Source organism: Pseudomonas sp. TE50-2, assembly GCF_040813665.1.
GTDB classification, from domain to species: domain Bacteria; phylum Pseudomonadota; class Gammaproteobacteria; order Pseudomonadales; family Pseudomonadaceae; genus Aquipseudomonas; species Aquipseudomonas soli.
This window is the reverse complement of record NZ_JBFNXN010000001.1, coordinates 3,586,949-3,610,222: the sequence shown is the minus strand read 5'-3', so window position 1 is coordinate 3,610,222 and position 23,274 is coordinate 3,586,949. Positions and strand designations below refer to the sequence as shown.

20 protein-coding genes and 1 riboswitch are annotated in these 23,274 nt (G+C 64.3%); of the genes, 7 read left to right on the top strand and 13 right to left on the bottom strand.

The annotated features are described in order from the left end of the window. Positions 1-137: 137 nt before the first annotated feature. Positions 138-244, bottom strand: a riboswitch (TPP riboswitch). A gap of 158 nt (positions 245-402) precedes the next feature. After that, positions 403-1,836, top strand: a complete 1,434-nt coding sequence (locus tag AAHK21_RS16480) for a TolC family outer membrane protein (protein ID WP_023632667.1) — start codon at positions 403-405, stop codon at positions 1,834-1,836. Positions 1,837-1,914: 78 nt separating this feature from the next. On the opposite strand, the gene waaA is transcribed toward AAHK21_RS16480, so the two are convergent. Both waaA and AAHK21_RS16470 read right to left on the bottom strand, forming a co-directional pair. After that, positions 1,915-3,186 carry a lipid IV(A) 3-deoxy-D-manno-octulosonic acid transferase gene (gene waaA, locus AAHK21_RS16475; protein WP_367857803.1) on the bottom strand — a complete coding sequence of 424 codons (1,272 nt, stop codon included), beginning with the start codon at positions 3,184-3,186 and terminating at the stop codon, positions 1,915-1,917. 38 nt (positions 3,187-3,224) lie between these two features. Next, entirely contained in the window at positions 3,225-4,115 is an 891-nt protein-coding gene (locus tag AAHK21_RS16470) for a LysR family transcriptional regulator (protein WP_367858998.1), read from the bottom strand. A 90-nt stretch (positions 4,116-4,205) separates the two neighbouring features. On the opposite strand from AAHK21_RS16470, the gene AAHK21_RS16465 reads away from it, so the two are divergent. From AAHK21_RS16465 to AAHK21_RS16450, 4 genes are all read left to right on the top strand, one after another. Continuing rightward, a complete protein-coding gene (locus AAHK21_RS16465) occupies positions 4,206-4,538 on the top strand; it encodes a multidrug efflux SMR transporter (protein WP_217867394.1) in 333 nt (110 codons plus the stop codon). A gap of 75 nt (positions 4,539-4,613) precedes the next feature. Beyond that, a complete protein-coding gene (locus AAHK21_RS16460) occupies positions 4,614-5,789 on the top strand; it encodes an NAD(P)/FAD-dependent oxidoreductase (RefSeq protein WP_367857802.1) in 1,176 nt (391 codons plus the stop codon). After that, complete coding sequence (locus tag AAHK21_RS16455; RefSeq protein ID WP_367857801.1) at positions 5,786-6,598, top strand: aldo/keto reductase; 813 nt, start codon at positions 5,786-5,788, stop codon at positions 6,596-6,598. The genes AAHK21_RS16460 and AAHK21_RS16455 overlap by 4 nt, the downstream gene beginning before the upstream one ends. Before the next feature lie 37 nt (positions 6,599-6,635). Continuing rightward, a complete protein-coding gene (locus AAHK21_RS16450) occupies positions 6,636-7,604 on the top strand; it encodes a metal ABC transporter ATPase (protein WP_367857800.1) in 969 nt (322 codons plus the stop codon). Between the two features lie 57 nt (positions 7,605-7,661). Here the strand turns inward: AAHK21_RS16450 and hldE are convergent, their stop codons facing one another. The 3 genes from hldE to AAHK21_RS16435 form a co-directional block, all read right to left on the bottom strand. Then, entirely contained in the window at positions 7,662-9,083 is a 1,422-nt protein-coding gene (gene hldE, locus AAHK21_RS16445; protein WP_367857799.1) for a bifunctional D-glycero-beta-D-manno-heptose-7-phosphate kinase/D-glycero-beta-D-manno-heptose 1-phosphate adenylyltransferase HldE, read from the bottom strand. A 131-nt stretch (positions 9,084-9,214) separates the two neighbouring features. Continuing rightward, entirely contained in the window at positions 9,215-11,023 is a 1,809-nt protein-coding gene (gene msbA / locus AAHK21_RS16440) for a lipid A export permease/ATP-binding protein MsbA (protein ID WP_367857798.1), read from the bottom strand. A 15-nt stretch (positions 11,024-11,038) separates the two neighbouring features. After that, the gene (locus tag AAHK21_RS16435; protein WP_367857797.1) at positions 11,039-12,214 is read right to left on the bottom strand and encodes an O-antigen ligase family protein; all 1,176 of its coding nucleotides are present in this window, start codon (positions 12,212-12,214) and stop codon (positions 11,039-11,041) included. A 105-nt stretch (positions 12,215-12,319) separates the two neighbouring features. On the opposite strand from AAHK21_RS16435, the gene AAHK21_RS16430 reads away from it, so the two are divergent. Further along, positions 12,320-12,925: a toluene tolerance protein gene (locus AAHK21_RS16430; protein WP_367857796.1), complete on the top strand. Its 606-nt coding sequence runs from the start codon at positions 12,320-12,322 to the stop codon at positions 12,923-12,925. Between the two features lie 3 nt (positions 12,926-12,928). On the opposite strand, the gene AAHK21_RS16425 is transcribed toward AAHK21_RS16430, so the two are convergent. From AAHK21_RS16425 to putP, 8 genes are all read right to left on the bottom strand, one after another. Next, positions 12,929-14,017, bottom strand: coding sequence for a glycosyltransferase (locus tag AAHK21_RS16425; RefSeq protein WP_367857795.1), 1,089 nt, complete (start codon positions 14,015-14,017; stop codon positions 12,929-12,931). A gap of 81 nt (positions 14,018-14,098) precedes the next feature. After that, on the bottom strand, positions 14,099-15,055 hold the full coding sequence (locus AAHK21_RS16420) for a glycosyltransferase (RefSeq protein WP_367857793.1): 957 nt from the start codon (positions 15,053-15,055) through the stop codon (positions 14,099-14,101). A 16-nt stretch (positions 15,056-15,071) separates the two neighbouring features. Next, on the bottom strand, positions 15,072-16,475 hold the full coding sequence (locus tag AAHK21_RS16415) for a PIG-L deacetylase family protein (RefSeq protein WP_367857792.1): 1,404 nt from the start codon (positions 16,473-16,475) through the stop codon (positions 15,072-15,074). Further along, entirely contained in the window at positions 16,472-17,368 is an 897-nt protein-coding gene (locus AAHK21_RS16410) for an antimicrobial resistance protein Mig-14 (RefSeq protein WP_367857791.1), read from the bottom strand. Before AAHK21_RS16410 ends, AAHK21_RS16415 begins: the two co-directional genes overlap by 4 nt. Further along, positions 17,368-18,498 (bottom strand): glycosyltransferase, encoded by a 1,131-nt coding sequence (locus AAHK21_RS16405; RefSeq protein ID WP_367857790.1) that lies wholly within the window; start codon positions 18,496-18,498, stop codon positions 17,368-17,370. The genes AAHK21_RS16410 and AAHK21_RS16405 overlap by 1 nt, the downstream gene beginning before the upstream one ends. Further along, the gene (locus AAHK21_RS16400; protein ID WP_023630136.1) at positions 18,482-20,239 is read right to left on the bottom strand and encodes a carbamoyltransferase; all 1,758 of its coding nucleotides are present in this window, start codon (positions 20,237-20,239) and stop codon (positions 18,482-18,484) included. Before AAHK21_RS16400 ends, AAHK21_RS16405 begins: the two co-directional genes overlap by 17 nt. A gap of 194 nt (positions 20,240-20,433) precedes the next feature. Further along, positions 20,434-21,270 (bottom strand): 23S rRNA (adenine(2030)-N(6))-methyltransferase RlmJ, encoded by an 837-nt coding sequence (locus AAHK21_RS16395; protein WP_367857789.1) that lies wholly within the window; start codon positions 21,268-21,270, stop codon positions 20,434-20,436. Between the two features lie 164 nt (positions 21,271-21,434). Then, positions 21,435-22,913, bottom strand: coding sequence for a sodium/proline symporter PutP (gene putP, locus AAHK21_RS16390; protein ID WP_046853960.1), 1,479 nt, complete (start codon positions 22,911-22,913; stop codon positions 21,435-21,437). On the opposite strand from putP, the gene AAHK21_RS16385 reads away from it, so the two are divergent. Then, on the top strand, positions 22,912-23,262 hold the full coding sequence (locus AAHK21_RS16385) for a hypothetical protein (RefSeq protein ID WP_367857788.1): 351 nt from the start codon (positions 22,912-22,914) through the stop codon (positions 23,260-23,262). The two genes, putP and AAHK21_RS16385, sit on opposite strands and share 2 nt — an antisense overlap. The last annotated feature ends 12 nt before the right edge of the window (positions 23,263-23,274 follow it).

Here is a 23,274-nt window from a genome sequence, read left to right as displayed (position 1 = left end):
TCCTAGCGGGCGGAATGTCGGGGTGAACCTGAAAGGCGCGGACGCACCCGTGTTGACGGGTGCAGTGCCGGACAAGGGGTGCCGTGGGCTGCAAGCAGCTGTGGCGATCCCGGACCTGGCACAAGAGGCTCCCGGGACATGAGAGCAATCTTGTTCCCTACGCAGGCGCTAACCTGATCAGGTTCAACGGGATCCGCAACTTTGCGATCTCAGCCTTTGCATCAAGGCACCCCGACAAGAACCTGCGCAGTCTAGACTGGAGTGGTCGGCAAAGCCAAGCGGGTAAATCCCTGGCGTGATAAATGGCACACGTGACGGATTGTTGAGGGCGGCGCGCGGCACTACACTGGCGTGCTCGGTACCCGACAGTACAGTAAATACATCTTGATCAAGGATTGCCCTATGCTGCGCAAACTCTCACTGGCGATTGCCGTGTCTTGTGCGTCCAACGGAGTGGCCTGGGCAGTGGATACGCCCACGACGGTGAAGACCGACCTGGTCAGCGTCTACCAGGAAGCGGTGGACAACAATGCCGACCTGGCCGCCGCCCGCGCCGACTACGGCGCCCGCCGCGAGGTGGTGCCCCAGGCTCGCGCCGGCTTGCTGCCTAACCTTTCGGCCGGCGCCGAGATGATGAATACCCGCACCAAGCTCGACGAGCCGTCGATCACCTCCAACCGCAGCGGCAATGCCTGGAGCGCCACCCTGGCGCAGCCGATCTTCCGCGCCGACCGCTGGTTCCAGCTGCAGGCTGCCGAAGCGGTCAACGAACAGGCCGCGCTGGAACTGTCGGCCACCGAACAGAACCTGATCCTGCAGAGCGCCGAGAACTACTTCGCGGTGCTACGCGCCCAGGACAACCTGGCCTCGACCAAGGCTGAAGAGGCGGCCTTCAAGCGCCAGCTCGACCAGTCCAACGAACGCTTCGATGTCGGCCTTTCGGACAAGACCGACGTGCTCCAGTCCCAGGCCAGCTACGACACGGCGCGGGCCAACCGGATCATCGCCGAGCGCCAGGTGCAGGATGCCTTCGAGGCCCTGATCACCCTGACCAACCGCCAATACAGTGCGATCCAGGGCGTGGTCCACACCCTGCCCGTGCAAGTGCCGACGCCCAATGACGCCAAGGCCTGGGTCGAGACCGCCGGGCGGCAGAACCTCAACCTGCAGGCCACCAACCATGCCGTGGCGGCCGCCGAGGAGACCGTGCGCCAGCGCAAGGCTGGGCATGCGCCAACCCTGGATGCAGTGGCCAAGTACCAGAAGGGCGACAACGACAACCTCGGGTTCACCAACCCTTCGCAGAACGGCGTGCGCTACGGCGGTGACGTGGAGCAGACCAGCGTCGGCCTGCAACTGAACATTCCGATCTACAGCGGCGGGTTGACCAGCTCCCAGGTGCGCGAGGCCTATGCGCGCCTGACCCAGAGCGAGCAGCAGCGCGAAAGCCTGCGCCGCCAGGTGGTGGAGAACACCCGTAACCTGCACCGCGCGGTGAACACCGACGTGGAACAGGTACAGGCGCGCAAGCAGTCGATCATCTCCAACCAGAGCGCCCTGGAAGCCACCGAGATCGGCTACCAGGTCGGCACCCGCAACATCGTCGACGTGCTCGACGCGCAGCGCCAGCTGTACACCTCGGTGCGCGACTACAACAACAGCCGCTACGACTACATCCTCGACAACCTGCGCCTCAAGCAGGCGGCCGGCACCCTGAGCCCGCAGGACCTGCAGGACCTGGGACGGTACCTGAAGGCCGACTACAACCCGGACAAGGATTTCCTGCCACCGGACCTGGCGGCGGCGGCGGCGAAAAACTTCGAACGCCGGCCTTGAAGGCAACACACTACCTGTAGGGCGGGGTTCGTGGGGGCAACCCCCGCTCCCACAACAACCGCGCCTACAGGCTCATCATCAGCTCAGAAGTCGCGCCAGCCCATCGAGCAACCGCTGCAACGCCCCCTGGTTGGCCTGCATCACCGCCCTGCCCGCCTCGCCCATGCGCCGGGCATCCTGCGGCAGCTCGACCAAGCGGCGCACCGCCGCGGCCAAGCCCTCGGCATCGTCCACCTGCTGCAACGCCCCCGCCTCGCGCAGCATCGCGCTGATCTCGAGGAAGTTGAACACATGCGGCCCCATGAGCACCGGCAGCGCCAGCGCCGCCGGCTCCAACGGGTTGTGCCCACCCGTGGGGACCAGGCTGCCACCGACGAAGGCGATATCGGCCAGGGCGTACAGGAACAGCAATTCACCCATGGTGTCACCCAGCAGCACCTGGGTCTGCGCCGTCACGACATCGCCTGTCGAACGACGCACCGTGGAGAACTGGCCGGCGCACAGTTCATGCACCGCCGCGAATCGCTCGGGATGGCGCGGCACCAGCACCAACAGTGCATCGCTGTGCACGCTCAGCAGTTGCCGGTGAGCCTCGAGGATCAACCCATCCTCGCCATCGTGGGTACTGGCGGCGATCCATACCGGGCGCTGGCTGGCCCCCCACTGCTCGCGCAACTGCCGGGCACGAGGCATCAACTGCTCGTCGACCTTCAGGTCGAACTTGATCGAGCCGGTCACCTGCACACACGTCTGGCGCGCACCGAGCGAGCGGAAACGCTCGGCCTCGGTTTCGGTCTGTACCGCGATCAGGCTCATCTCCTCGAGCATCGGCCGGGTCAGGCCGGCGAAGCGCGCATAGCCTCGGGCCGAGCGTTCGGACAGCCGCGCATTGGCCAACGCCACCGGAATACCGCGCCTGGCGCACTGATGGATATGGTTGGGCCACAGCTCGGTTTCCATGATGATGCCCAGGCGCGGGCGCACATGGTCGAGAAAACGCCCCGCCGCCCATGGCAGGTCGTACGGCAGGTAACAGTGTTGCACCCGTGGCTCGCCGTCGAACATCGCACGAATGCGCTCGGAGCCGGTCGGGGTCATGCAGGTCAGCGTGACCGGCAGGTCCGGATACTGCTTGAGCAGCGCCCGGACCAATGGCGCGGCAGCGATACTCTCGCCCACCGAGACCGCATGCACCCAGATGCCGCCCTGACGCATGGGTGGCAAGCCACAAGCGAAGCGTTCGGCGATCCGCGCACGGTAGGCCGGCGCCTTGCGCCCGCGCAGGAACAGGCGCAGCGCGACCAGCGGCAGGCCCAGATGGAAAAGCAGGGTATAGAGGGTTCTGTTCATGGCGGCGGAGTTTACTAGGAACTGGATGAAAAGGCCTGTCAGCCAATGGCCCGCAGGTGCACCGCGAAGCGCTCGGCCAGCCACTGCGCCGCAGGGCCCAGGGGCTCGTCGCGGCGCCAGGCCAGTTCCGCCACCAGCGCCGGCGGGCGCCATTCGCTGTCCAGCTCGACCATCTGCGCCTGGTAGGTGGGGTACTGCACCACATGACGCGGCAGCCAAGCCCAGCCCAGGCCGCGCATCAGCAATTCGGCCATGGCATAGAAGCTGTCGGCACGCCAGACCTGCGGGCTGATCGCCTCGCCGCCCGGATAGCCGCTCTGCTGTGGGGTGATCAGTAATTGGCGATGACGCGCCAGTTGTTGCCGGCTAACCTTGCCCTGCCCCGCCAGCGGGTGGCCGATGGCGCACACAGTGACCATCTCGACGCTGCCCAGGGCCCGCCGCTCCAGCGAGGAAGGAATGCTTTCGTGGTGGAAGAACAACCCCAGGTCGGCGCGCCGCTCCACCAGCTTGCGCGCTACATCGCCCTGGGCGCCGCTGGCCAGTTGCACCTCCAGATAGGGATAGCGCGCTGCCAGCTCGTCGAGGCTGTCGATTACCGGCTGGTAGGGCATGGCTTCGTCCTGGGCCACCCGCAGCAGCGCCTCCTGGCCACGCATCAACGCGAGTGCCCGACCGTCCAGACGCTCGCACTGGCGCAACAGCTCTCGGGCGTCCTCCAGCAGCGCGGCGCCGCTTTCGGTCAGGCGTGGCTGGCGGCCGCTGCTGCGCTCGAACAGCGTCACGCCCAGGTCCGCCTCGAGCAGGGCGATGGCGTTGCTCACCGCCGACTGCGCCTTGTGCTGCTCGCGGGCCACTGCGGAAAACGAACGCAACTCCGCCGCCCGCACGAACAGGCGCAACTGTTCCAGGTTCCAGTGCTCGGTCATCATCAACCTATCTCCATAGCAGATAGGTAATGACTTTACCGCATTCGGAGATCCTCTAGAATGCCCATCCAGCACCGGAGGACCCGCACCATGAACGCCTACACCTATCTCGCCATCGCCATCTGCGCCGAAGTCATCGCCACTGCTTCCATGAAAGCGGTCAAGGGGCTGAGCACGCCACTGCCGCTGCTGCTGATGGTGTGCGGCTACGGCGTGGCGTTCTGGATGCTCACCCTGGTGGTGCGCAGCATTCCGGTGGGGATCGCCTATGCGATCTGGTCGGGGCTGGGGATCGTCCTGATCAGCGTCGCGGCGCTGGTGATCTATGGGCAGAAGCTGGATGTGCCAGCGATGGTGGGTATGGCCATGATCGTCGGCGGGGTGGTGGTGATCCAGGTGTTTTCCAATACCGCAGGGCACTGAGCCTGAGCCCACAGGGGTCAGCACGACGCCACAGCCTGTATACTGCGCACCTGTCCCAGTTTTCGAGGTGCCCGCATGCCATCCGCCATTACCACTGACGTGCTGATCGTCGGCGCCGGGGTCGCAGGCCTCTGGCTCAATGCCCGGCTACGCCGCCTGGGTTATTCGACGGTACTGGTGGAACGCGCCAGCCTCGGTGGCGAGCAGACCATCAAGTCGCAAGGCATCATCCACGGTGGCACCAAGTACGCCCTGCACGGGGCACTGACCGGCGCCTCCGAAGCCATCGCCGACATGCCGCGGCGCTGGCGCGAAGCGCTGGCCGGCAACGGCGAGCTGGACCTGAGCGGCACCCGCCTGCTGTCCGAGGCCCATTACCTCTGGTCCCCCGGCACCCTGGCCGGCAACCTCACCAGTTTCTTCGCCAGCAAGGCCGTGCGCGGCCGGGTCGACCAGGTCAAGGGCGAGCAACTGCCGCCGGCCCTGCAGGATCGTGCGTTCAAGGGCAAGGTCTACCGCCTGGCCGAACTGGTCATCGACGTACCCAGCTTGCTGGCAAACCTCGCGCAACTGGCGGGTGACAGCCTGCTGGCCGGCGAGCGCATCGAACCGCTTCGTGACGGCGAAGAACTGGCAGGCCTGGTGGTCGATGGTCGCGAGATCCGCGCCCAGCGCATCGTCCTCAGCGCCGGCGGTGGCACCGCAGACCTGCTGCACGCCCTGGGGCTGGACCAACCGGCCATGCAACGCCGACCGCTGCACATGGTCCTGGCCAAGGGGCCCAACCTCAAGCCCTTGTATGCCCACTGCCTGGGCGGTGGCCCCAAGCCGCGCATCACCGTGACCACCCACCCGGCCGCCGATGGCCAGTGGGTGTGGTACCTGGGTGGCGATATCGCCGAGACCGACGGGGTTGCTCGCGAGCCTGAGGCGCAGATCGCCGCAGCGCAGAAGGAAGTCGCCAGCCTGCTGCCTTGGGTCGATCAAAGCCTGGTGCGCTGGGCCACCCTGCGCGTCGATCGTGCCGAGCCCGCACAATCGGGCCTGGTACGCCCGGACAACGCCTTCCTTGCCGACCAGCAGCGCCTGCTGGTCGGCTGGCCGACCAAGCTGGCCCTGGCGCCGGACTTCGCCGATCGCGTGCTGGCCAGCTTCGAGCGCGACGGCATCCGCCCAGCGAGCAAGCCTGACCTTGCCGACCTGCCGCGCCCGCCGCTGGCGCTGCCAGCCTGGGAGCAACTGCTGCCATGAGCCTGCCGACCCTGCACGATCACCACCGTCCCTTGGGCAGCACCGGCCTGCGGGTTTCGCCACTGGGCCTGGGCACGGTCAAGCTGGGCCGCGACCAAGGCGTCAAATACCCCAATGGTTTCACCATTCCCGATGACCAGGCCGCGCGCCTCTTGCTTGCGCAAGCCCGCGAGCTGGGCATCAACCTGATCGACACCGCCCCGGCCTATGGCCGCAGCGAGGAGCGCCTCGGCCCGTTGCTGCGCGGCCAGCGCGAGCAGTGGGTCATCGTCAGCAAGGTAGGGGAAGAATTCGAGGATGGCCAGTCGCATTTCGATTTCAGCGCCGCCCATACCCGCCGCTCGGTCGAGCGCAGCCTCAAGCGCCTGGAAACCGACCGTATCGAACTGGTGCTGGTGCACTCCGATGGCAACGACCTGGCAATCCTCGAGCAGGAGGAGGTGTACGAAACCCTCGCCGCGCTCAAGCGCGAAGGCAAGATCCTCGGCTACGGATTCTCCGGCAAGACCGCCGCAGGTGGCCTGAAGGCCTTGGAACAAGGTGATTGCGCCATGGTCACCTACAATCTCAACGAGCAGGCGGAGCGGCCCGTGCTGGACTACGCTGCCGAACACGGCAAGGCCATCCTGGTGAAGAAGGCCCTGGCCAGCGGCCATATCTGCCTGGCCCCGGGGGTCGACCCGGTGCAGGCCAGTTTCGAGTTGCTGTTTGCCCACCCCGGTGTGTGCAGTGCCATCGTCGGTACCATCAACCCGGTACACCTGGCCCACAACGTGGCCACCGTCGCCCGCATCCTGAGCCGGCCCTGAGCCGCCTGGGCGGGGGCCCAACGCAAGGAGGAGCCTCGTGCCGCGTACGCTGATCCGCAAGAATCCGAGCAACTTCAAGACCCTGCCGCTGCACGTCGAAGCCACGCCCGATGGCCTGACCTACCAGAGCATCGGCATGCCGCTGAACTTCGCCCAGACCCTGCAGCGGCGCAAGGCCATCCAGGTCGCCAACCCCGAACACTTCGTGGCGGAGCTGGCCAACCTTGGCGTGTCGGTGCGCCTCACCCTGAACTGGCAAGGCCGCGACTACTGGGTGCTGGTGCGCCAACGCCGACAGGACCGTGGCGATGTGGTGCTCAAGCTGATTTCCGGCTATGTCCCGGCCCACGAGCTGAACCTGCCGCTGCACACGGCGATCCAGGAAGTGGCCGAGGAGTGCCTGCTGGAAACCCCCGAAGGCTGGCTTGGCGGGCGCTTCAACGACACCTGGCTGCCGGCGCCCTATGCCGCCGCCCTGCACTATCGCGAGGCGCTACCATTCGTGCTCTCGCCCGAGTCCGGTGCCGCCCGCCCGGTGCATTGCGCGCGCCTGACTTTGCTGGAGCGGCCACGGGCCTACGTGCACCTGCCCACCGCGTCGTTGCAGTTGATCTACGACTTGCGTCTGCAAGTGCCCAAGGACGCCAAGTCACTGAGCCTGTTCCATGTCGATGAACGGCTCGAGGGCGACCAACTGGTGGCACGGCTCGACCGCAAAAAACCCGACCTTTACCTGATGCCGTTGCAGGACGGCCAGCCGCTGGCAGAGCTCTATACCCTGAAGAAGGATCAACTGCTGCCGGCGAGCACACGCGGCCTATGGTTGGCTGAAAGCTTTGCACCACAGCTAGGCTGGGTAGTTCGGGAGGAGCGGGTACGCTGGAAGGATTGGTTGAAGCAACAAGGCCTGGTCGAGCACAAGCGCGAACCGGCTTCGCACCTGGAGCGCTTCAGTGACAAGGCCCGGGCGTTGCTGGAACGGGCGCGGGACACGCTGCACAAATGAACACGGGGCAAGTCGCATCGGCGCGCCGATGCGACTTGCCCCGCGATTGCAACTGGCTCAGTGCTTGCGGATCTTCTCGACGATCGCCGTGGTCGAGCTGTTCTCCACCAGGCCGAGCACCTTCACCGTGCCGCCATAGGCCTTGACGATATCGGCACCGACCACCTGATCGATACCGTAGTCGCCGCCCTTGACCAACACATCCGGCTTGACCTGGCGCAGCAGGTTCTCAGGGGTGTCCTCAGGGAAGCTGATGACCCAGTCCACCGCACCGAGCCCGGCCAGCACGGCCATGCGACGATCGACGCTGTTGATCGGACGGCCCGGCCCTTTCAGGCGGCTGACCGAAGCATCGTCGTTGATCGCGACGATAAGGCGGTCGCCCTGGGCACGGGCCTGCTCCAGGTAGGTCACGTGGCCCGCATGCAGGATATCGAAACAGCCATTGGTGAAGACGATGCTCTCGTTGTGCGCACGGGCATCATCGATGGCCAGCAGCAACTGCTCCAACCCCAGCACGCCGCGCTCTGAGCCTTCCTCACGCTGGATCGCCCGGCGCAGTTCGGGTGCGCTGATAGCGGCGGTACCCAGCTTGCCGACCACGATGCCGGCAGCCAGGTTGGCCAGGGCGACCGCGTGCGGCAGGTCTTCGCCCGCGGCAATGGCCGCGGCGAGAGTGGAAATCACCGTATCGCCGGCACCGGTGACATCGAACACCTCACGGGCTCGGGCCGGCAGGTGCAGCGCCGGGTGGCCGATGCGCAGCAAGGTCATGCCGTGCTCGCCACGGGTCACCAGCAGCGCGCCCAGGTCCAGCTCTTCGAGCAGCTTCAGGCCCTTGGCCACCAGCTCGGCTTCGTCGGCGCAACGGCCGACGATGGTCTCGAACTCGCTGAGGTTCGGGGTGATCAGGCTGGCGCCGCGGTAGATCGAGAAATCCTTGCCCTTGGGGTCGGCCAGCACCGGGATGCCCTTGCCGCGGGCAGCCTGGATCAACGACTGGTGATTCTTCAGCGCGCCCTTGCCGTAGTCGGACAGCACCAGCACCTTGACGCCTTCGAGCAAGGCATCGACTTCCGCTCCCAACGACAGCGGGTCGGTGGCGAAGGGTTCTTCGAAATCGATGCGCAGCAACTGCTGGTGGCGGCTCATGACCCGCAGCTTGACGATGGTCGGCTGATGAGCGATGCGCTGGAAGATCGAGCGCACGCCTGCGGCCTGCAGGCTGTTGGCCAGGCTGTCGGCGGCTTCGTCCTGGCCGGTGACGCCAACCAGCGCGGCTGGGGCGCCGAGGGCGGCGATGTTCAAGGCCACGTTGGCGGCGCCGCCGGGACGGTCCTCGATCTGATCGACCTTGACCACCGGCACCGGCGCTTCAGGCGAGATACGCGAAGTACCGCCATGCCAGTAGCGGTCGAGCATGACATCGCCGACCACCAGTACCGGGGCTTGATCGAAACGCGGCATGGACAACTTCATGGGCAACCCAATATTGGAAAAGTGAACAGGGGCAGGATATTAGCACAGGGTCGAGGGGGGCTTTACGGCCAGCTTCGCTGTGGACAACTGCGGTGACAATCGGGGCCGTGCAGACCCCAATCTCAGGGGTTTCAAGTGATGTCGGCGTTTTCTGGCGCATCCAGGCCCATGGCATGCAGACGAGCATAGTAGCCATTGGCTTCAAGCAGCTCGGCATGGGTACCACGCTCCACCAGACGCCCCTGGTCCATCACCAGGATCATGTCGGCCTTCTCGATGGTCGACAGTCGGTGGGCGATCACCAGCGTCGTGCGCCCCTGCATGACATGGTCCAGGGCGGCCTGGATATGCCGCTCGGACTCGGTATCCAGCGCCGAAGTCGCCTCGTCCAGAATCAGCAACGGCGCATTCTTCAGCAGCGCACGGGCTATCGCCAGGCGCTGGCGCTGGCCGCCCGACAGCAGCACACCGTTCTCGCCGACTTCGGTGTCGAAACCTTTTGGCAACTGGTCGACGAACTCCTTGGCATAGGCATCTGCGGCGGCAGCCTCGATGTCGGCACGCGGTGCGCCGGCCAGGTCGCCATAGGCGATATTGTTGGCCACGGTGTCATTGAACAACGTGACATGCTGGGTGACCTGGGACACATGGCGACGCAGGTTGCGCAGACGATAGTCCTCGATCTCCACACCGTCGAGCAGAATCTGCCCTTCACTGTGATGATAGAAACGCGGAATGAGCGCAGCGAGGGTCGACTTGCCACTGCCGGAACGACCGACCAGGGCAATCATCTGGCCAGGTTCGGCAGTGAAGCTGATGTCGCTGAGCACCTGACGCTCGGTCCCTGGGTAGGTGAAGCTGAGATTGCGCACTTCCAGACGGCCCTGGACACGCTCCTTCTCGACAGTACCGGTATCCACTTCAGGCGCTTCATCCAGCTGTTCGAAGATGCTCTCGGCGCCGGCCAGGCCTTTCTGGATGGTCGAACTGACCTCCGAAAGCTGACGGATCGGTTTGGGCAGCAGGCCCGCGGCCGTGATGTAGGCGACCAGGTCGCCAGCCGACGCGTCTCCGCGCAGGAACAACACCAGGAACATCAGCGTGGCCATGGCGGTATAGATCACCAGTTGCAGCAGCGGCGTGTACAACGCGCCGGTCTTGGTCATGCGCAGCTGCTTGTCGGTGTTGCTCTGGCTGGCGGCGCCGAAACGCTGCTCCTCGTAACGCTCACCGCCGAAACTGCGCACCACCCGATAACCCTGGATGGTCTCGGAGGCGACATGCGTCACATCCCCCATGGCCACCTGGATTTTCTTGCTCTGCTTGCGGAATTTCTTGCTGGCGGTGCTCACCATCACCGCGATTACCGGCAGGATGGCCAGCATGACCAGGGTAAGCTTCCAGTTCATCCACAGCAGGTAGGCGAACAGGAATACCACCGTCAGGCCTTCACGGATCACCACCTTGATCGCGTCGGTCGCCGCGCCAGTGACCATGGTCACGTTGAAGGTGATACGCGAGATCAGGTGGCCGGAGTTGTGGTTGTCGAAATAGCGGTTGGGCAGCACCAGCAGCTTGTTGAACAGCTCCACGCGCAGGTCGTGCACCAGGCACAACGACACCTTGGCCAGGAAGTAGTTGCCCAGGAACGACCCCAGGCCCTGCCAGGCGGCGATCAGGATGATCAGCAGCGGAACGGCCTGCAGCAGTTGCAGGTCGCGCAGGTAGGCCACGTTGGGGAACAGGACGGCCTGGGGATTGCTCAGGCCGTCGACGAAGTACTTGAGAATCCCGGCCAGCATCGGCTGGGTCGAAGCGAAGATCACGAACCCGACGATACTCAGCAGGAAGATGCCGATGTAGGGTTTCACGTACCTCAGCAGCCTGAAGTAGATCTTCAGGCTGGAGGTGTTCTCCACCGGTAGCGGTGTTTCGGCCATCATCGAGCTCGCTGTTCAGATTGAACCGGCGATTTTACCACAGCGTCGATTCTGGTCATCTGCCCAGGGCAACAACATTGCCAGGCCCACTGGCAGCCAGCTGATGAACCACTCGGCACGCGGCGTGGCGGTCAGGCTGGCGGCGTCGAACTGCATGGCCAGGGTGGAGTACACCCAGAAGACCAGGAGGATCTTGCCGAACAACGTGTCGCGCGCACGCAGGATCGCCACCAGGGTGCACAGCCAGACCCCCAGCCACAGCAACATCCCCGGCAACCCCAACTCCACGGCAATGTGGGTGAACATGTTGTGGGTATGGTCGAACTCGAGCCCTACCGCTTCCACGCGGTAGAAAGCGCCCAGCCCGAGGCCGCCGACAGGGTGTTCACGGATCATCTGCACGGCTGCGTGGAAGATCTCCGGACGGTAGGACGACCCCCTGAGCATGATCAACTCGAACATCAGGTAGAAAGCGACGCCAGTGGCCAGGGCCGCCAGCACGGCGAACAGGCCGCTACTGCGGTTGCGGAACCACAGTGGCGCCAGGACGACGGACACCACCAGGGCCAACGCGGCTCCGCGGCTCTGACTGAACACCACGAAAGCCCCCAGGCAGGCCAGGGCCAACGCCCAGGCGAGTTGCATCCCACGCTGGCTGGGGAAGCTGTACAGCAGCCAGAGGACTGCGGCAGCGATGACATAGGCCCCCAGGATCGGGTGGGAAATCTCACCAATGCCTTCGATTCGGGTCACCAGCGGATTACCCGCCACCACGTAGAACTGCACGATCGAAATCAACGCGGCCAGCGCCAGCAACCCACCTCCCAGCTGCAGAAGGCGTGAAACCTGCTGAACGCCGGCCTGTGCCAGCAGGGGAAAGGCCAGCAGGAACAGCAGGATGTACACGAGCCGCTTGCCTTCACGCGCTCCATCCTCGGCGGTCGACCAGGTAAGGCTGATGGCGCACCAGAGCAGCAGGGCCAGGACGCAGATCCACAAGCCGGTTTGCTTTCGCAAGGCCTGGGCATAGACATGCCGGGCGGACCAGGCAAACCCCAGGGTCGGCAACCACAGGAACAGGATCAGGCCCTGCTGGTACAGCTTGTTGCTCGGCGCCAGCGCAATCGCCGCCAGGAACCAGATGAACCCCCACCCCAGCCAGGCTCTGGCCCAGTTCTTTTCGTGCAACATCCTTTCCCCCATGTAAAACACAAACACACCGTCATGGTGCTAACAGATAAATTTCGGCATTATTGCCGGTCATTTTTGCCTGCCCAGAAGACAAGGCTCGAATACATGCAATGTTCCCGGCTCTCCCAGGTCGACTTCGATCGATTGACTCTCGGCGCCAAGGTGCTTGAGGCAGATAGCCACGGCGCCAAAGTCTACCTGCTTGGGGATGGAAATATCCTCAAGGTTTTTCGTCGCAAGCGTCTGATTTCATCTGCGCTGTTGCGCCCCTACTCGCAGCGCTTCATCGACAATGCCGTACGCCTGGCCTTCGCCGGCTTTCCGACCCTGGAAGTGATCAGCCACCACAAGCTGCCGCTGCCGGGCCGCACCGCAGTGCTCTATCGGCCGTTGCCGGGCGAGACCCTCCTGCAGCTGTCGCGCCAGGCCGACTTCAGCTGGGACCGGCAATTGCCGCGACTCGTCGAGCTCATTCGGCGACTGCATCGCGCGGGGATCTACTTCCGCTCGCTGCATCTGGGCAACGTGGTCGAGACCCCCGAAGGCTTGCTGGGCTTGATCGATGTGGCCGACATGCGCTTCCTGCGCGCCCCGCTCTCTTCCCGAATGGTGCAACGCAACGTACAGCACATGGTTCGCTACATCGAGCGCGAACCCCTCGCCCGGGAGTTTCCCCTCGATCAGTTCCAGGCAGCCCTGGCGGCGCGTTGACACTCAGCGCGCCAGCAGGCTCGCCGAACCAGACCGAAACGCTTGCCATCCCTGCTCCGGCGCCAAGGCCAGCCATTGCTCCGAAGCCTTGGCCCCGGCATCTTGGAAGGCGCAATCGTCAATGACATCAGCCCAGGCACACGAATCGTCCGTCGGCAGGTAGTGGCCCGCGCCACCCAACTGTTCGCGAAAGACCGGCAGGTCACTGCAGACGACCGGCACCTTGGAAAGCACGGCCTCCTGCAGCACCAGCCCGAGCCCCTCCGAGCGGGAGGGCACCAGCAACCAGTCGAAGGCCGGGTACAGTCGTGTCGAATCTTCACGATGGCCATAGAACCGGATACGCTCACCCACGCCGAGCGCTCTGGCCTGCGCTTCCAACTGCCCACGCAACGGGCCATCGCCGAGTATGACCAGGCGAGCGCCGTGCTGCACTGCGCGCGTCCTGGCGAATGCTTCGATCAACATCTCGAAACCTTTACTCTCGACCAGGCGACCCACCGCCCCCAGCACCAGACCGTCTTCCATCAGCGACAATGCCTGCCTGGCCTGCTCCCGGCCCAGCGAATGCTCGGTGAAGGCCTGGGGATCCAGCGCCACACGCAAGCTTTGCACCGTCCGCCCCAGCCCTTGCTCCAGCGAATGCGCCAATGTCGTGGATACAGCGGCGACCGTCAGGCGCTCGACAGGAAACTGCCGGAACAGGGTGACATCGCGTCGGGTCAGGCGTGTCGTACCGTGAAACAGGACAGCAACCCGCACGTCTGGAAGCTGACGCAACAATGGCAGCAACAGCCGGGCAACGCCCAGTCCGTCCAGCAACAGGGCATCGGGACCCACCGCCTTCAACGCGCGACGCAGACGCCACTTCACCCAGGACAGTGCCAGTCGATGCGACAGCCGCCCCTTGAGCACGCGTGGCGACAAATGCCAGCTACGCGTCTGGCCCACACCGCTACACAAACCCTCTCCGAGCAGAAGCCAGTTGGTCACCTGCGCACCGCTCGGGGCATGTGCCAGCACCTGCCTGTGCACACTGTGGATGGAAGCGAAGGGCGAACCGCCCGACCACATCACATTGAGGATATTCAACGGCGTAACGCCCCTTTGATGATTCGGTGGGCCTTGAAGCCAGCCGTTTTGCTGATCCGCGAAGTCTCGCTCGAATCTACGTCAGAAACCGAGCCGCAAACGCAAGCGCTGCCAGGTGGTCAGCGGCGGATGCGCTCGCAGGGCAGGCACCATGTGCTCGACAATGCTTCGGCCCACGGCTGCGAAACTGAAGCGCGCAGTGGCCAGTTCACGCCCATTGCCAGCGATGAACGCCGCCAGCACAGGATCCTCGCGTAACTGGCGCAGCTTGGCCTGCAACGTCGGGATGCTGTCATACAACACCACGTTGCGCATGTCCTCGAGCCCCAGGGCGCGGTTCTCCGCTTCTCCCTGGTCGTAGGCCAGCAATACGCATCCGCAGGCCATCGCCTCGAAGTTCTTGATCATGTACTCGCCCATGCCGACGTCGGCACTGACGAAAAAGCGGATACGGTTGAGGGTATTGCAATAGTCCTCGCCCGACTTGGTACGGGTGACCACCAGGTTCTCCACCTGCCCCAACTCGTCCAGCAAGGCTTTGCGGCCACTGTAGGCGACACTCTTGGTGCTGCCGACGAATGCCAGCTCGATATCGCGTTCGCGCCCTTGGTCGGCCAGCAGTTGTTCGTCGTAGCCCTTGGGCACGAATACCGCGTCGAAGCCTTCCTGACGCAGACGCTCGCTGACCATGTAGCCGGAGCTGATCACCCGCGCCCACGGCAGTTGCCGATAGTGTTCACTGAACTTGCCGGTGTACTTGCAGGGGATGTAGTTCTGGTAGGCGTCGTGCTCGAGGATCACCAGGTTGGGAACACTGCGGATGAACGCGACCTGACGGATTTCCTGCTTGAATCGCAGGAAGAACACGATACGGTCATAGCGCGTGACGTCCACTTCCCGCTTGAAATAGCGACGCAGGTTGCGCTGGTCCTCGTCGCTCAGCCAACGCAGATCGCAGTCGCAGTTGGCCGCGACGCCGTCGTACAGACGGTCGAGAATCGCCCGTTGTTCCTTCTGCACCAGAAATAGGACTTTCATTGCTTTCCTTGGGCGCTCACAGGTCGCGACGCCAGAACAGTTCATGTCGGCGCACCGCCTTGCGGAAGAATTCGTTCTCTCCGTACGGCGATGGGCGGCGCCCTGCCAGCCAGCGTTGCAACGCACGGCGCAGGCGACGCTTGAAGGGGGGCGCAGGTTGCAGGTCATGCATCATGCCCAGAGCCATGGCCTTGTCGCGCTGGGTGTCGATATCCAGCACCAGGCTGCAGGGCGCCCAGGCTTCGGCGGCTTCCAGCTGCGGCGGCAGGGCCACGCCATCTCCGCTCTCGCCCATCGGCCAGCGGTCGTTGTCATGCAGGTGGTTGGCGTAGCACAGCAACGTTTCAGGCTGCCACGCCAGGCCTTGCAGCGCCTCGAGCACAGCGGCCTGGGCACAGATGTGGTCCGGGTGCGGATCAAGCACCGAATGCGGCATCACCAGCACCTGGGGCCGGGCCATCTCGAACAGGGCACGCAGGTCGGCCAGCAGGTTGTGCCAGGTCGGCGCACCATCGATATCGGCCGGCAGCGGGAACGGATTGAAACGTCGGAAGGGACGAATGTCGGCAAGGTCGGCTTCACGCGAGCCCACCGGCAGATCCGGCGCAGCCTGCATGACTGGCAATTGCAGGCAGAAGTAGCCCAGTTGCACACAGCGCGACTCCGGCACGCCGGCCCACCGTGGCACGGCGATGCTGTCCCAGGCGCGCAACCGCCCCTTCAGCCTGGCCGCCTCGGCCTTGGCCAGGCCCATGGCCTGGTAGTGTTCGGCCTCGATCTCACCGGCAGTCAGAGTGACCACCCAGGTTTCGTCGGCCTGGCTGTAGAGGCCATAGGCCGCCAGCTCAGCGTCATCGGCATGGGGGGCGATGACCATCACTCGGCGTTTGCGCAATTCGACCGCCGGAGTTATCCACAGGCGCGGCGATTGCTGCAATCGGCAATGCCGACCACGCAGGCGCAACGTGCCGGCCGCCAACGGTTCGGCCAACCCGGTCAGATTGAGGAAACGCACCCCTTTGACGCCACGCTCGAACGTTTGCACGTCGCTGGCGGCCCCCGCCAGCAGCTCGACGCAAGGATCAAGGAAGCGCCCGAGCCAATTGCTACGAATACCGATTTCAAGGATCAGTGTCTCGTCACCTTGCAGTGCAACATCAGTTTGCAACAGATCGCCCTGCAGGCTCGCTGCGACTTCGCGAGTGTCCTTGGCAAAACGGTAGGCGTAGTCTTCGCCCGGCGAGTAGAACAGGTGATCGGCGAACCAGGCCTCGTGCGCCACCCACAACAGCGGCAGCAACAACAGCGGCAACCACCACGCAACGAACACGCCCAACACGACCAGCAGCAGCAGGCCCACCAGCAGCCCCAGGCGCTTGTTGCGCCGGTGGCGCTTGAGCAACTGCTGCTTGCGGCTCACGACTGAAACACCGGTACAGGGTTGCACCAACGGTCCTTGTACTCTCGGTCTGCACGACCGAACGAGAACCGCAGCGCCTTGCCCCGGGCCGTGGCATCCTCCCAGGCAGACTGGGTGTTGATGAAGCTCAATACGCTTCCAGGGCTGAAGGCCTTGGTTTCAGGGTCGACACCACCGTTGACGTATTCGACGCTGATCCACTGCGGCGCCTCGACGCGATACACCAGCTGAATGGCGATTGGCGCCCCCTCGAGGAACAGCACCGAGCCGATCAGCAGCTCGCGCAGGCGCTCGAGCACCTCGGCCATGCGGTCCGCACCGGTGGCCGGGAAGCCCCAGCGACGCTGGAACAGATCACAGTACATCGCCGCGATCTCGGCGGCAGTGAAATCACCGATCGGCCGCACCTGCCCGCCCGCCTCTTCCAGCAGTCGCAGCTCACGACGCTGGTTATAGCGGAACTTCTTCGACAGATCCTCGTGAGGCCGCGCCATGGCCAACTGCTCAGGCTGCGCCTTCAGGCCGGTGAAACGGCCCTGGTTCAGCTCCGACAGGTAGCGACCGGCGTGCCGCAGCGGCGCCCCGGCATCGGCAGCGGCCGGCAGGATGATCTCGGCATTGCCCAGGTCGAACAGACCCTTCTTGCCTTCGCGCTTGAGTACATCCTTGGCCAGCGCCAGGTGGCGCCCCCAGGTTGGCAGTGCGGCCTTGAGCTCGCCGCCCTGGAAACAACCGAGGTAACGCACCGGGATCTGAGCCAGGTCCGCCAGTTGCTCGACCACCAGCGGGTGCGTGGCGACACTGCCGCCGAAACGCTGCCAGGCAGCGTTGTATTCGGCCGCGTCGATCACTTGCCAGCCGCGTTCGCGCCAGGCCTTGAGGTGATTGAGCATCAGGCCTCCGCCACCAGCGCACGCACCTGCGGCAACTGCCAGAAGGCATCGCGCACCGCCAGATCGCTAAAACGCTGCTGCAGGCGCTGCAGCATGTGCAAAGCACAGGCCTCACGCTGCCCGGCGTCCAGCCCGGCCATATGCTTCAGGCCCTGGGCCAGCTGCGCGGCATCCCCCAGCGGGAACAGCACGCCCACGCCCTCGACCACTTCCCGGGCGCCGCCACAGGCGGTGGCCAGCAGCGGCACGCCCGCCACCATGGCCTCGAGCAGGACCATGCCGAACGGCTCATGATCGGAGCTCAGCGCAAATACATCGAAGGCGCGGAAGTAACGGCGGGCGTCCGGCACCTGGCCGAGGAAGTCCACCTGCCCGGCAATACCCAGCTCACTGGCCAATGCCTTGAGCGATGCCTCGAGGCGGCCCTTGCCCAGGATTGCCAGCCGCGCGCCAGCCGGCAGGCCAGGCAAGGCTTCGGCGAAGCCGCGCAACAGCGTGGCCTGGTCCTTGTCCGGGTGCAGTCGGCCGACATTGCCGACCACCCAGGCCTGCTCATCCAGGCCCAAGGCGCGACGCGCCTCGTCACGCGGTACCAGGCTGGCCTGTAGTGCCTCGACATCGATGCGGTTGTACAGGGTCTGGATACGCTCGGCCGGCCACTGCCCCAGGCAGCGTCGCATGTCGTCGCGCACCGCGTCCGAGACACCGAGCAGGCTCAGGCGTTTACAGAACAGGTTGGCGAACAGGCGACGCCCCTTGCGCTGGTAGTCGCCAAACGCATGGTGCACGCCGATCACCGGCAGACCGGTGGCCAGCAGCGCGACATAGATCGGCTTGAAGCGGTGGGCGATGCAAAACGCGAAATTGCGCTGCGCGGCGATCTTGCGCAGCGCGGCGATGGCGCCCAGCTTCAGGCCACGCACGGCCTTTGAACTGAACTCCAGGAACAACACCTCGTCCGAGGCGCAGCCAGCCGCGACCTGCGCGTCAGCTGCCCCGGTGAGGAACACGGTGGTGACCTTGTAGCCGCTGCCCTGGAACAGGCTGGCATATTGACGGGCGCAGTCGAGGAACGGCCCGTCATAGCCATGGCAGAACTGCAGGATCCGCGGTTCAGAGCGGCTGGTCATACGGCGCGGCGCCTTCCTTGACCACCAGGATGTCTTCCATGATCAGGTACTGCAGGTCCGAGCCGAAGAACATGTTCAGGGCGTCGGTCGGCGAGCAGATCATCGGTTCGCCACGGCGGTTGAGCGAGGTGTTCAGCGACACGCCGTTGCCGGTCAGGTCTTCCAGCGCCTTCATCATGTCGTAGTAGCGCGGGTTGTACTCGCGCTTGAGCACCTGGGCACGCGAGGTACCGTCCTCGTGGACCACTTCCGGCACACGGGTCTTCCACTCTTCTGCCACTTCGAAGGTGAAGGTCATGAACGGCGCCGGGTGATCGATCTTGATCATCTGCGGCGCGACGGTGTCGAGCATCGACGGGCAGAAAGGCCTCCAACGCTCGCGGAACTTGATCTGGTGGTTGATGCGGTCGGCCACGCCCGGCACGCTCGGGCAACCGATGATCGAGCGACCACCCAGTGCGCGCGGGCCGAACTCCATGCGCCCCTGGAACCAGGCAACCGGGTTGCCGTCGACCATGATCTTGGCGATCTGCTCGGGCATGTTCTCGAGCTTGCGCCATACCGGTTTGCTCGGGTGACGGGCGCAGGCGGCGATCACGTCTTCGTTGGAGTACGCAGGGCCGAGGTAGACGTGCTCCATCTTCTCGACCGGCACGCCACGGGCGTGGGACACATAGGCAGCTGCACCTACCGCAGTTCCGGCGTCGCCGGACGCTGGCTGGACGAACAGCTCTTTCACGTCATCGCGGGCGATGATCTTCTGGTTCAGCTTGACGTTCAGCGCACAGCCGCCAGCGAAGGCCAGCTTGCCGGTCTCTTTCAGGGTATCGCCCAGGTAGTGGTCGATCATCTGCAGGGCGAGCTTCTCGAACAATGCCTGCATGCTCGCCGCGTAGTGGATATACGGCTCGTCGGCGATGTCGCCTTCGCGCTTCGGACCCAACCACTCGATCAGCTTGGGCGAGAAGTAGAAGCCCTTGCCCTTCTCTTTATAACGGCGCAGGCCGATGACGTTGGCGTACTCGGTGTTGATCACCAACTCGCCGTTTTCGAAGCTGGCCAGGCGCGAGAAGTCATATTTGCTGGCATCGCCGTACGGCGCCATGCCCATGACCTTGAACTCGCCATCGAGCATCTCGAAGCCGAGGAACTCGGTGATCGCGCCATACAGGCCACCCAGGGAGTCCGGGTCGAAGAATTCCTTGATCTTGTGGATCTTGCCGTTTTCGCCATAACCGAAGAAGGTAGTGGCGTACTCGCCCTTGCCGTCGATGCCGAGGATCGCGGTCTTCTCTTTGAAGCCCGAGCAATGGTAGGCGCTGGAGGCGTGGGCCAGGTGGTGCTCGACCGGTTCGATCTTGATCTTCTTCGGATCGAAGCCCAGCTGCTCCAGGCACCAGACGATCTTCTTGCGGTAGCGCTTGTAGCGGCGGTTGCCCATCAGCAGCGCGTCGAGAGCGCGATCCGGGGCGTACCAGTAGCGCTTGGCGTAGTGCCAGCGGGCCTTGCCGAACAGGCTGATCGGGGCGAAAGGAATGGCCACCACGTCGACGTCCGACGGCTTGATGCCGGCCTGCTCCAGGCAGAACTTCGCCGACTCGTAGGGCATGCGGTTCTTCGCATGCTTGTCACGCACGAAGCGCTCTTCTTCGGCGGCGGCAATCAGCTTGCCGTCGATGTACAGGGCCGCGGAAGGGTCATGGCTAAGGGCGCCGGACAGGCCAAGAATCGTCAGTGCCAAGGGGTTAGCCTCTCAAATCGGTATGAAGTGCGCCACCGGCCATTCAGGCGGATGGCGGCTAAAGGGCGGGATTATAACGCAAAGATCGCCTGACGCGATGCATAGACGTGGCAGCGGGCTTGCCCCGCGATGGCGTTGGATCTGCTGACGCCATCGCCGGGCAAGCCCACTCCCACGGTGCTTACGACGCCTGTTTATTCGGCGATCAGCCAGTCCATGCGGAAGCTGCCGGCGGTCTGTGCCAGTTCCTTGGCCAACCACGGCAGCAGCTCCTTGAGTTCGTCTTCCAGGCCCCACGGTGGGTTGGCGATGGCCAGGCCCGAGCCGTTCAGGCCCTGCGGGCTGTCCTGGTGATGCACATACAGCTCCACGCGCAGCAGCTTGGGCGCGCCGGTGCTGGTGAGGTCCTGGTAGAAGCGGGTCAGCGAGCGCTGGTCCTTGATCGGGTACCAGATGGCCGCGACGGTCTGGCGCATGCGACCGATCGCCTCCTTCATCGCCACGGTGCAGCGCTTGAGCTCGTCGGCCTGCTCGAACGGCGGGTCGATCAGCATGATCGCGCGCTTCTCCGGCACCGGCAGCAGGGCCCGCGGGATGTGCCACCCCTCGCCCAGGTGCACGGTGACACGCGGATCCTTCTTCATGTTCTCTTTAAGCAGCACGCCGTCTTCAGGGTGCTTTTCGTTGAGCTGCGCACGGTCCTGTTCACGCATCAGGCGCCGTGCCAGTTCGGGGGAGCCCGGGTAGTAGCGCAGCTCGCCGTTCTTGTTCAGGCGCTTGATGACACCCAGATAGTCAGCGGTAACGGCGGGCAGGTCATCGCGATTCCACAGGCGGGCGACGCCTTCGAGGTACTCACCGGTACGGCTCGCCTGATCGCCCTGCAGGTCGTACAGGCCAAGCCCTGCGTGGGTATCGATATAGGCAAACGGCTGCTCCTTGCGCGACATCAGGGCGATGAGGCGGGTGAGCACGATGTGCTTGAGGACGTCGGCATGGTTGCCGGCGTGGAAGGCGTGACGATAGTTCATGAGGACTCCTGCGGGGGCGGCAAGTTTACCTTGTCGCGAAGGAGACGTCAGGTACGGCGGTCGGGCTTGAATCGCATCGCCGGTAAGCCGGCTCCCACAGGTTGGATGAGATCCCTGTGGGAGCCGGCTTGCCGGCGATGAAGGCGATGCCGATTCAGCAGGTATTACTTGTCGGCGTGATACGCCGCATCAGCGGTTTCAAAACGCGAAACCATGCTGTTCGTCGGGCTGCCCAGCTTGCTCACCACGAAGATGGCGATGCTGGCGAACAGGAAGCCCGGGATGATCTCGTACAGCCCCAGGCCGACGTAGCTCTTCCACAGGATCACGGTCAGTGCACCGACCACGATACCGGCCAGCGCGCCGTTGCGGGTCATGCCTTTCCACAGTACCGAGATCAACACCACCGGGCCGAAGGCGGCACCGAAGCCAGCCCAGGCGTAGGCCACCAGGCCCAGCACGCGGTTCTCGGGGTTGGCGGCCATGGCGATGGCGATCAGCGCGACAGCCAGCACCATCAGGCGACCGACCCAGACCAGCTCGGTCTGCGAGGCATTCTTGCGCAGGAAGGCCTTGTAGAAGTCTTCGGTCAGGGCGCTGGAGCACACCAGCAGCTGGCAGCTCAGGGTGCTCATCACCGCCGCCAGGATGGCCGACAGCAGCACGCCGGCGACCCATGGGTTGAACAGGATCTTGGCCAGCTCGATGAACACGCGCTCGTGGTTCTCGGTGACCGGACCGGCCAGGTCAGGATGCGCCGAGAAGTAGGCGATACCAAAGAAGCCCACGGCGCAGGTACCGGCCAGGCAGAGGATCATCCAGGTCATGGAGATGCGACGGGCATTGGCGATCGACTTCACCGAGTCGGCCGCCATGAACCGCGCCAGGATGTGCGGCTGGCCGAAGTAGCCCAGGCCCCAGCCCATCAGCGAGATGATGCCGATGAAGGTGGCGCCCTTGAACATGTCGAAGTGCGCCGGGTTCACCGCGTCGATGGCGGCGAAGGTCTGGTCGAAGCCGCCGGTGGAGATCAGCACGATCACTGGGGTCAGGATCAGCGCGAAGATCATCAGCGATGCCTGCACGGTGTCGGTCCAGCTCACCGCCAGGAAACCACCGACGAAGGTGTAGGCGATGGTGGCGGCGGCACCGGCCCACAGGGCGGTCTCGTAGGACATGCCGAAGGTGCTTTCGAAGAGGCGGGCGCCGGCGACGATGCCGGAGGCGCAGTAAATGGTGAAGAACACCAGGATGACGATGGCCGAGATGATCCGCAGCAGGCCGGTCTTGTCCTCGAAGCGGCTGGCGAAGTAGTCCGGCAGGGTCAGGGCGTCACCGTTGTGCTCGGTCTGCACACGCAGACGGCCGGCGACGAACAGCCAGTTCAGGTAGGCGCCGACGGTCAGGCCGATGGCGATCCAGGCCTCGGAAAGGCCGGCGAAGTAGATGGCGCCCGGCAGGCCCATCAGCAGCCAGCCGCTCATGTCCGATGCGCCGGCGGAAAGCGCGGTGACCACGCTGCCGAGGCTACGGCCGCCGAGAATATAGTCGGAAAGGTTCTTGGTGGAGCGATAGGCCGCGAAGCCGATCAGCACCATTGCCGCGATGTAGATCACGAAGGTGATCGTGATTGGATTGCCCATGAGTTGTGCCCTGGCGTTGTTTTTATCTCTGCGACTCGCCGTGCACGACGACGGTTGCACCCAGGCGGCGCATCCTATGCAACAACATGAATCAGGTGCAACCATTTTTCATTTGCAAGTTGCACCCAAGCCTGCATTTTCAGATAAAACTGCTTTCTTGCTTCTTTTCGGAGCAAAAACGACGTTTCTCATACTTAAATGCAGCAAAAACAGCCATTTCGGCGGTTCAGAAATACCCTTCAGACGAGTTGCACCTGGGGCACGAAAAATTCGGGTTGCACCCGGTTGCACCCCAATTGTCCTACAGGCTAATCTTGCCGCCAGCTTAGGCCACATCCGTGGCCAATAACGAGGATAAGAA

Bases quoted from the DNA above. Each gene is read 5' to 3' on its own strand.
- AAHK21_RS16385 (WP_367857788.1), top strand. From the start codon at position 22,912: ATGAGTTGTGCCCTGGCGTTGTTTTTATCTCTGCGACTCGCCGTGCAC.
- AAHK21_RS16455 (WP_367857801.1), top strand. From the start codon at position 5,786: ATGAGCCTGCCGACCCTGCACGATCACCACCGTCCCTTGGGCAGCACC.
- AAHK21_RS16470 (WP_367858998.1), bottom strand. From the start codon at position 4,115: ATGACCGAGCACTGGAACCTGGAACAGTTGCGCCTGTTCGTGCGGGCG.
- hldE (WP_367857799.1), bottom strand. From the start codon at position 9,083: ATGAAGTTGTCCATGCCGCGTTTCGATCAAGCCCCGGTACTGGTGGTC.
- AAHK21_RS16465 (WP_217867394.1), top strand. From the start codon at position 4,206: ATGAACGCCTACACCTATCTCGCCATCGCCATCTGCGCCGAAGTCATC.
- AAHK21_RS16420 (WP_367857793.1), bottom strand. From the start codon at position 15,055: ATGAAAGTCCTATTTCTGGTGCAGAAGGAACAACGGGCGATTCTCGAC.
- AAHK21_RS16460 (WP_367857802.1), top strand. From the start codon at position 4,614: ATGCCATCCGCCATTACCACTGACGTGCTGATCGTCGGCGCCGGGGTC.
- AAHK21_RS16435 (WP_367857797.1), bottom strand. From the start codon at position 12,214: ATGTTGCACGAAAAGAACTGGGCCAGAGCCTGGCTGGGGTGGGGGTTC.
- waaA (WP_367857803.1), bottom strand. From the start codon at position 3,186: ATGAACAGAACCCTCTATACCCTGCTTTTCCATCTGGGCCTGCCGCTG.
- AAHK21_RS16405 (WP_367857790.1), bottom strand. From the start codon at position 18,498: ATGACCAGCCGCTCTGAACCGCGGATCCTGCAGTTCTGCCATGGCTAT.
- AAHK21_RS16480 (WP_023632667.1), top strand. From the start codon at position 403: ATGCTGCGCAAACTCTCACTGGCGATTGCCGTGTCTTGTGCGTCCAAC.
- putP (WP_046853960.1), bottom strand. From the start codon at position 22,913: ATGGGCAATCCAATCACGATCACCTTCGTGATCTACATCGCGGCAATG.
- AAHK21_RS16395 (WP_367857789.1), bottom strand. From the start codon at position 21,270: ATGAACTATCGTCACGCCTTCCACGCCGGCAACCATGCCGACGTCCTC.
- AAHK21_RS16410 (WP_367857791.1), bottom strand. From the start codon at position 17,368: ATGCTCAATCACCTCAAGGCCTGGCGCGAACGCGGCTGGCAAGTGATC.
- AAHK21_RS16430 (WP_367857796.1), top strand. From the start codon at position 12,320: ATGCAATGTTCCCGGCTCTCCCAGGTCGACTTCGATCGATTGACTCTC.
- msbA (WP_367857798.1), bottom strand. From the start codon at position 11,023: ATGGCCGAAACACCGCTACCGGTGGAGAACACCTCCAGCCTGAAGATC.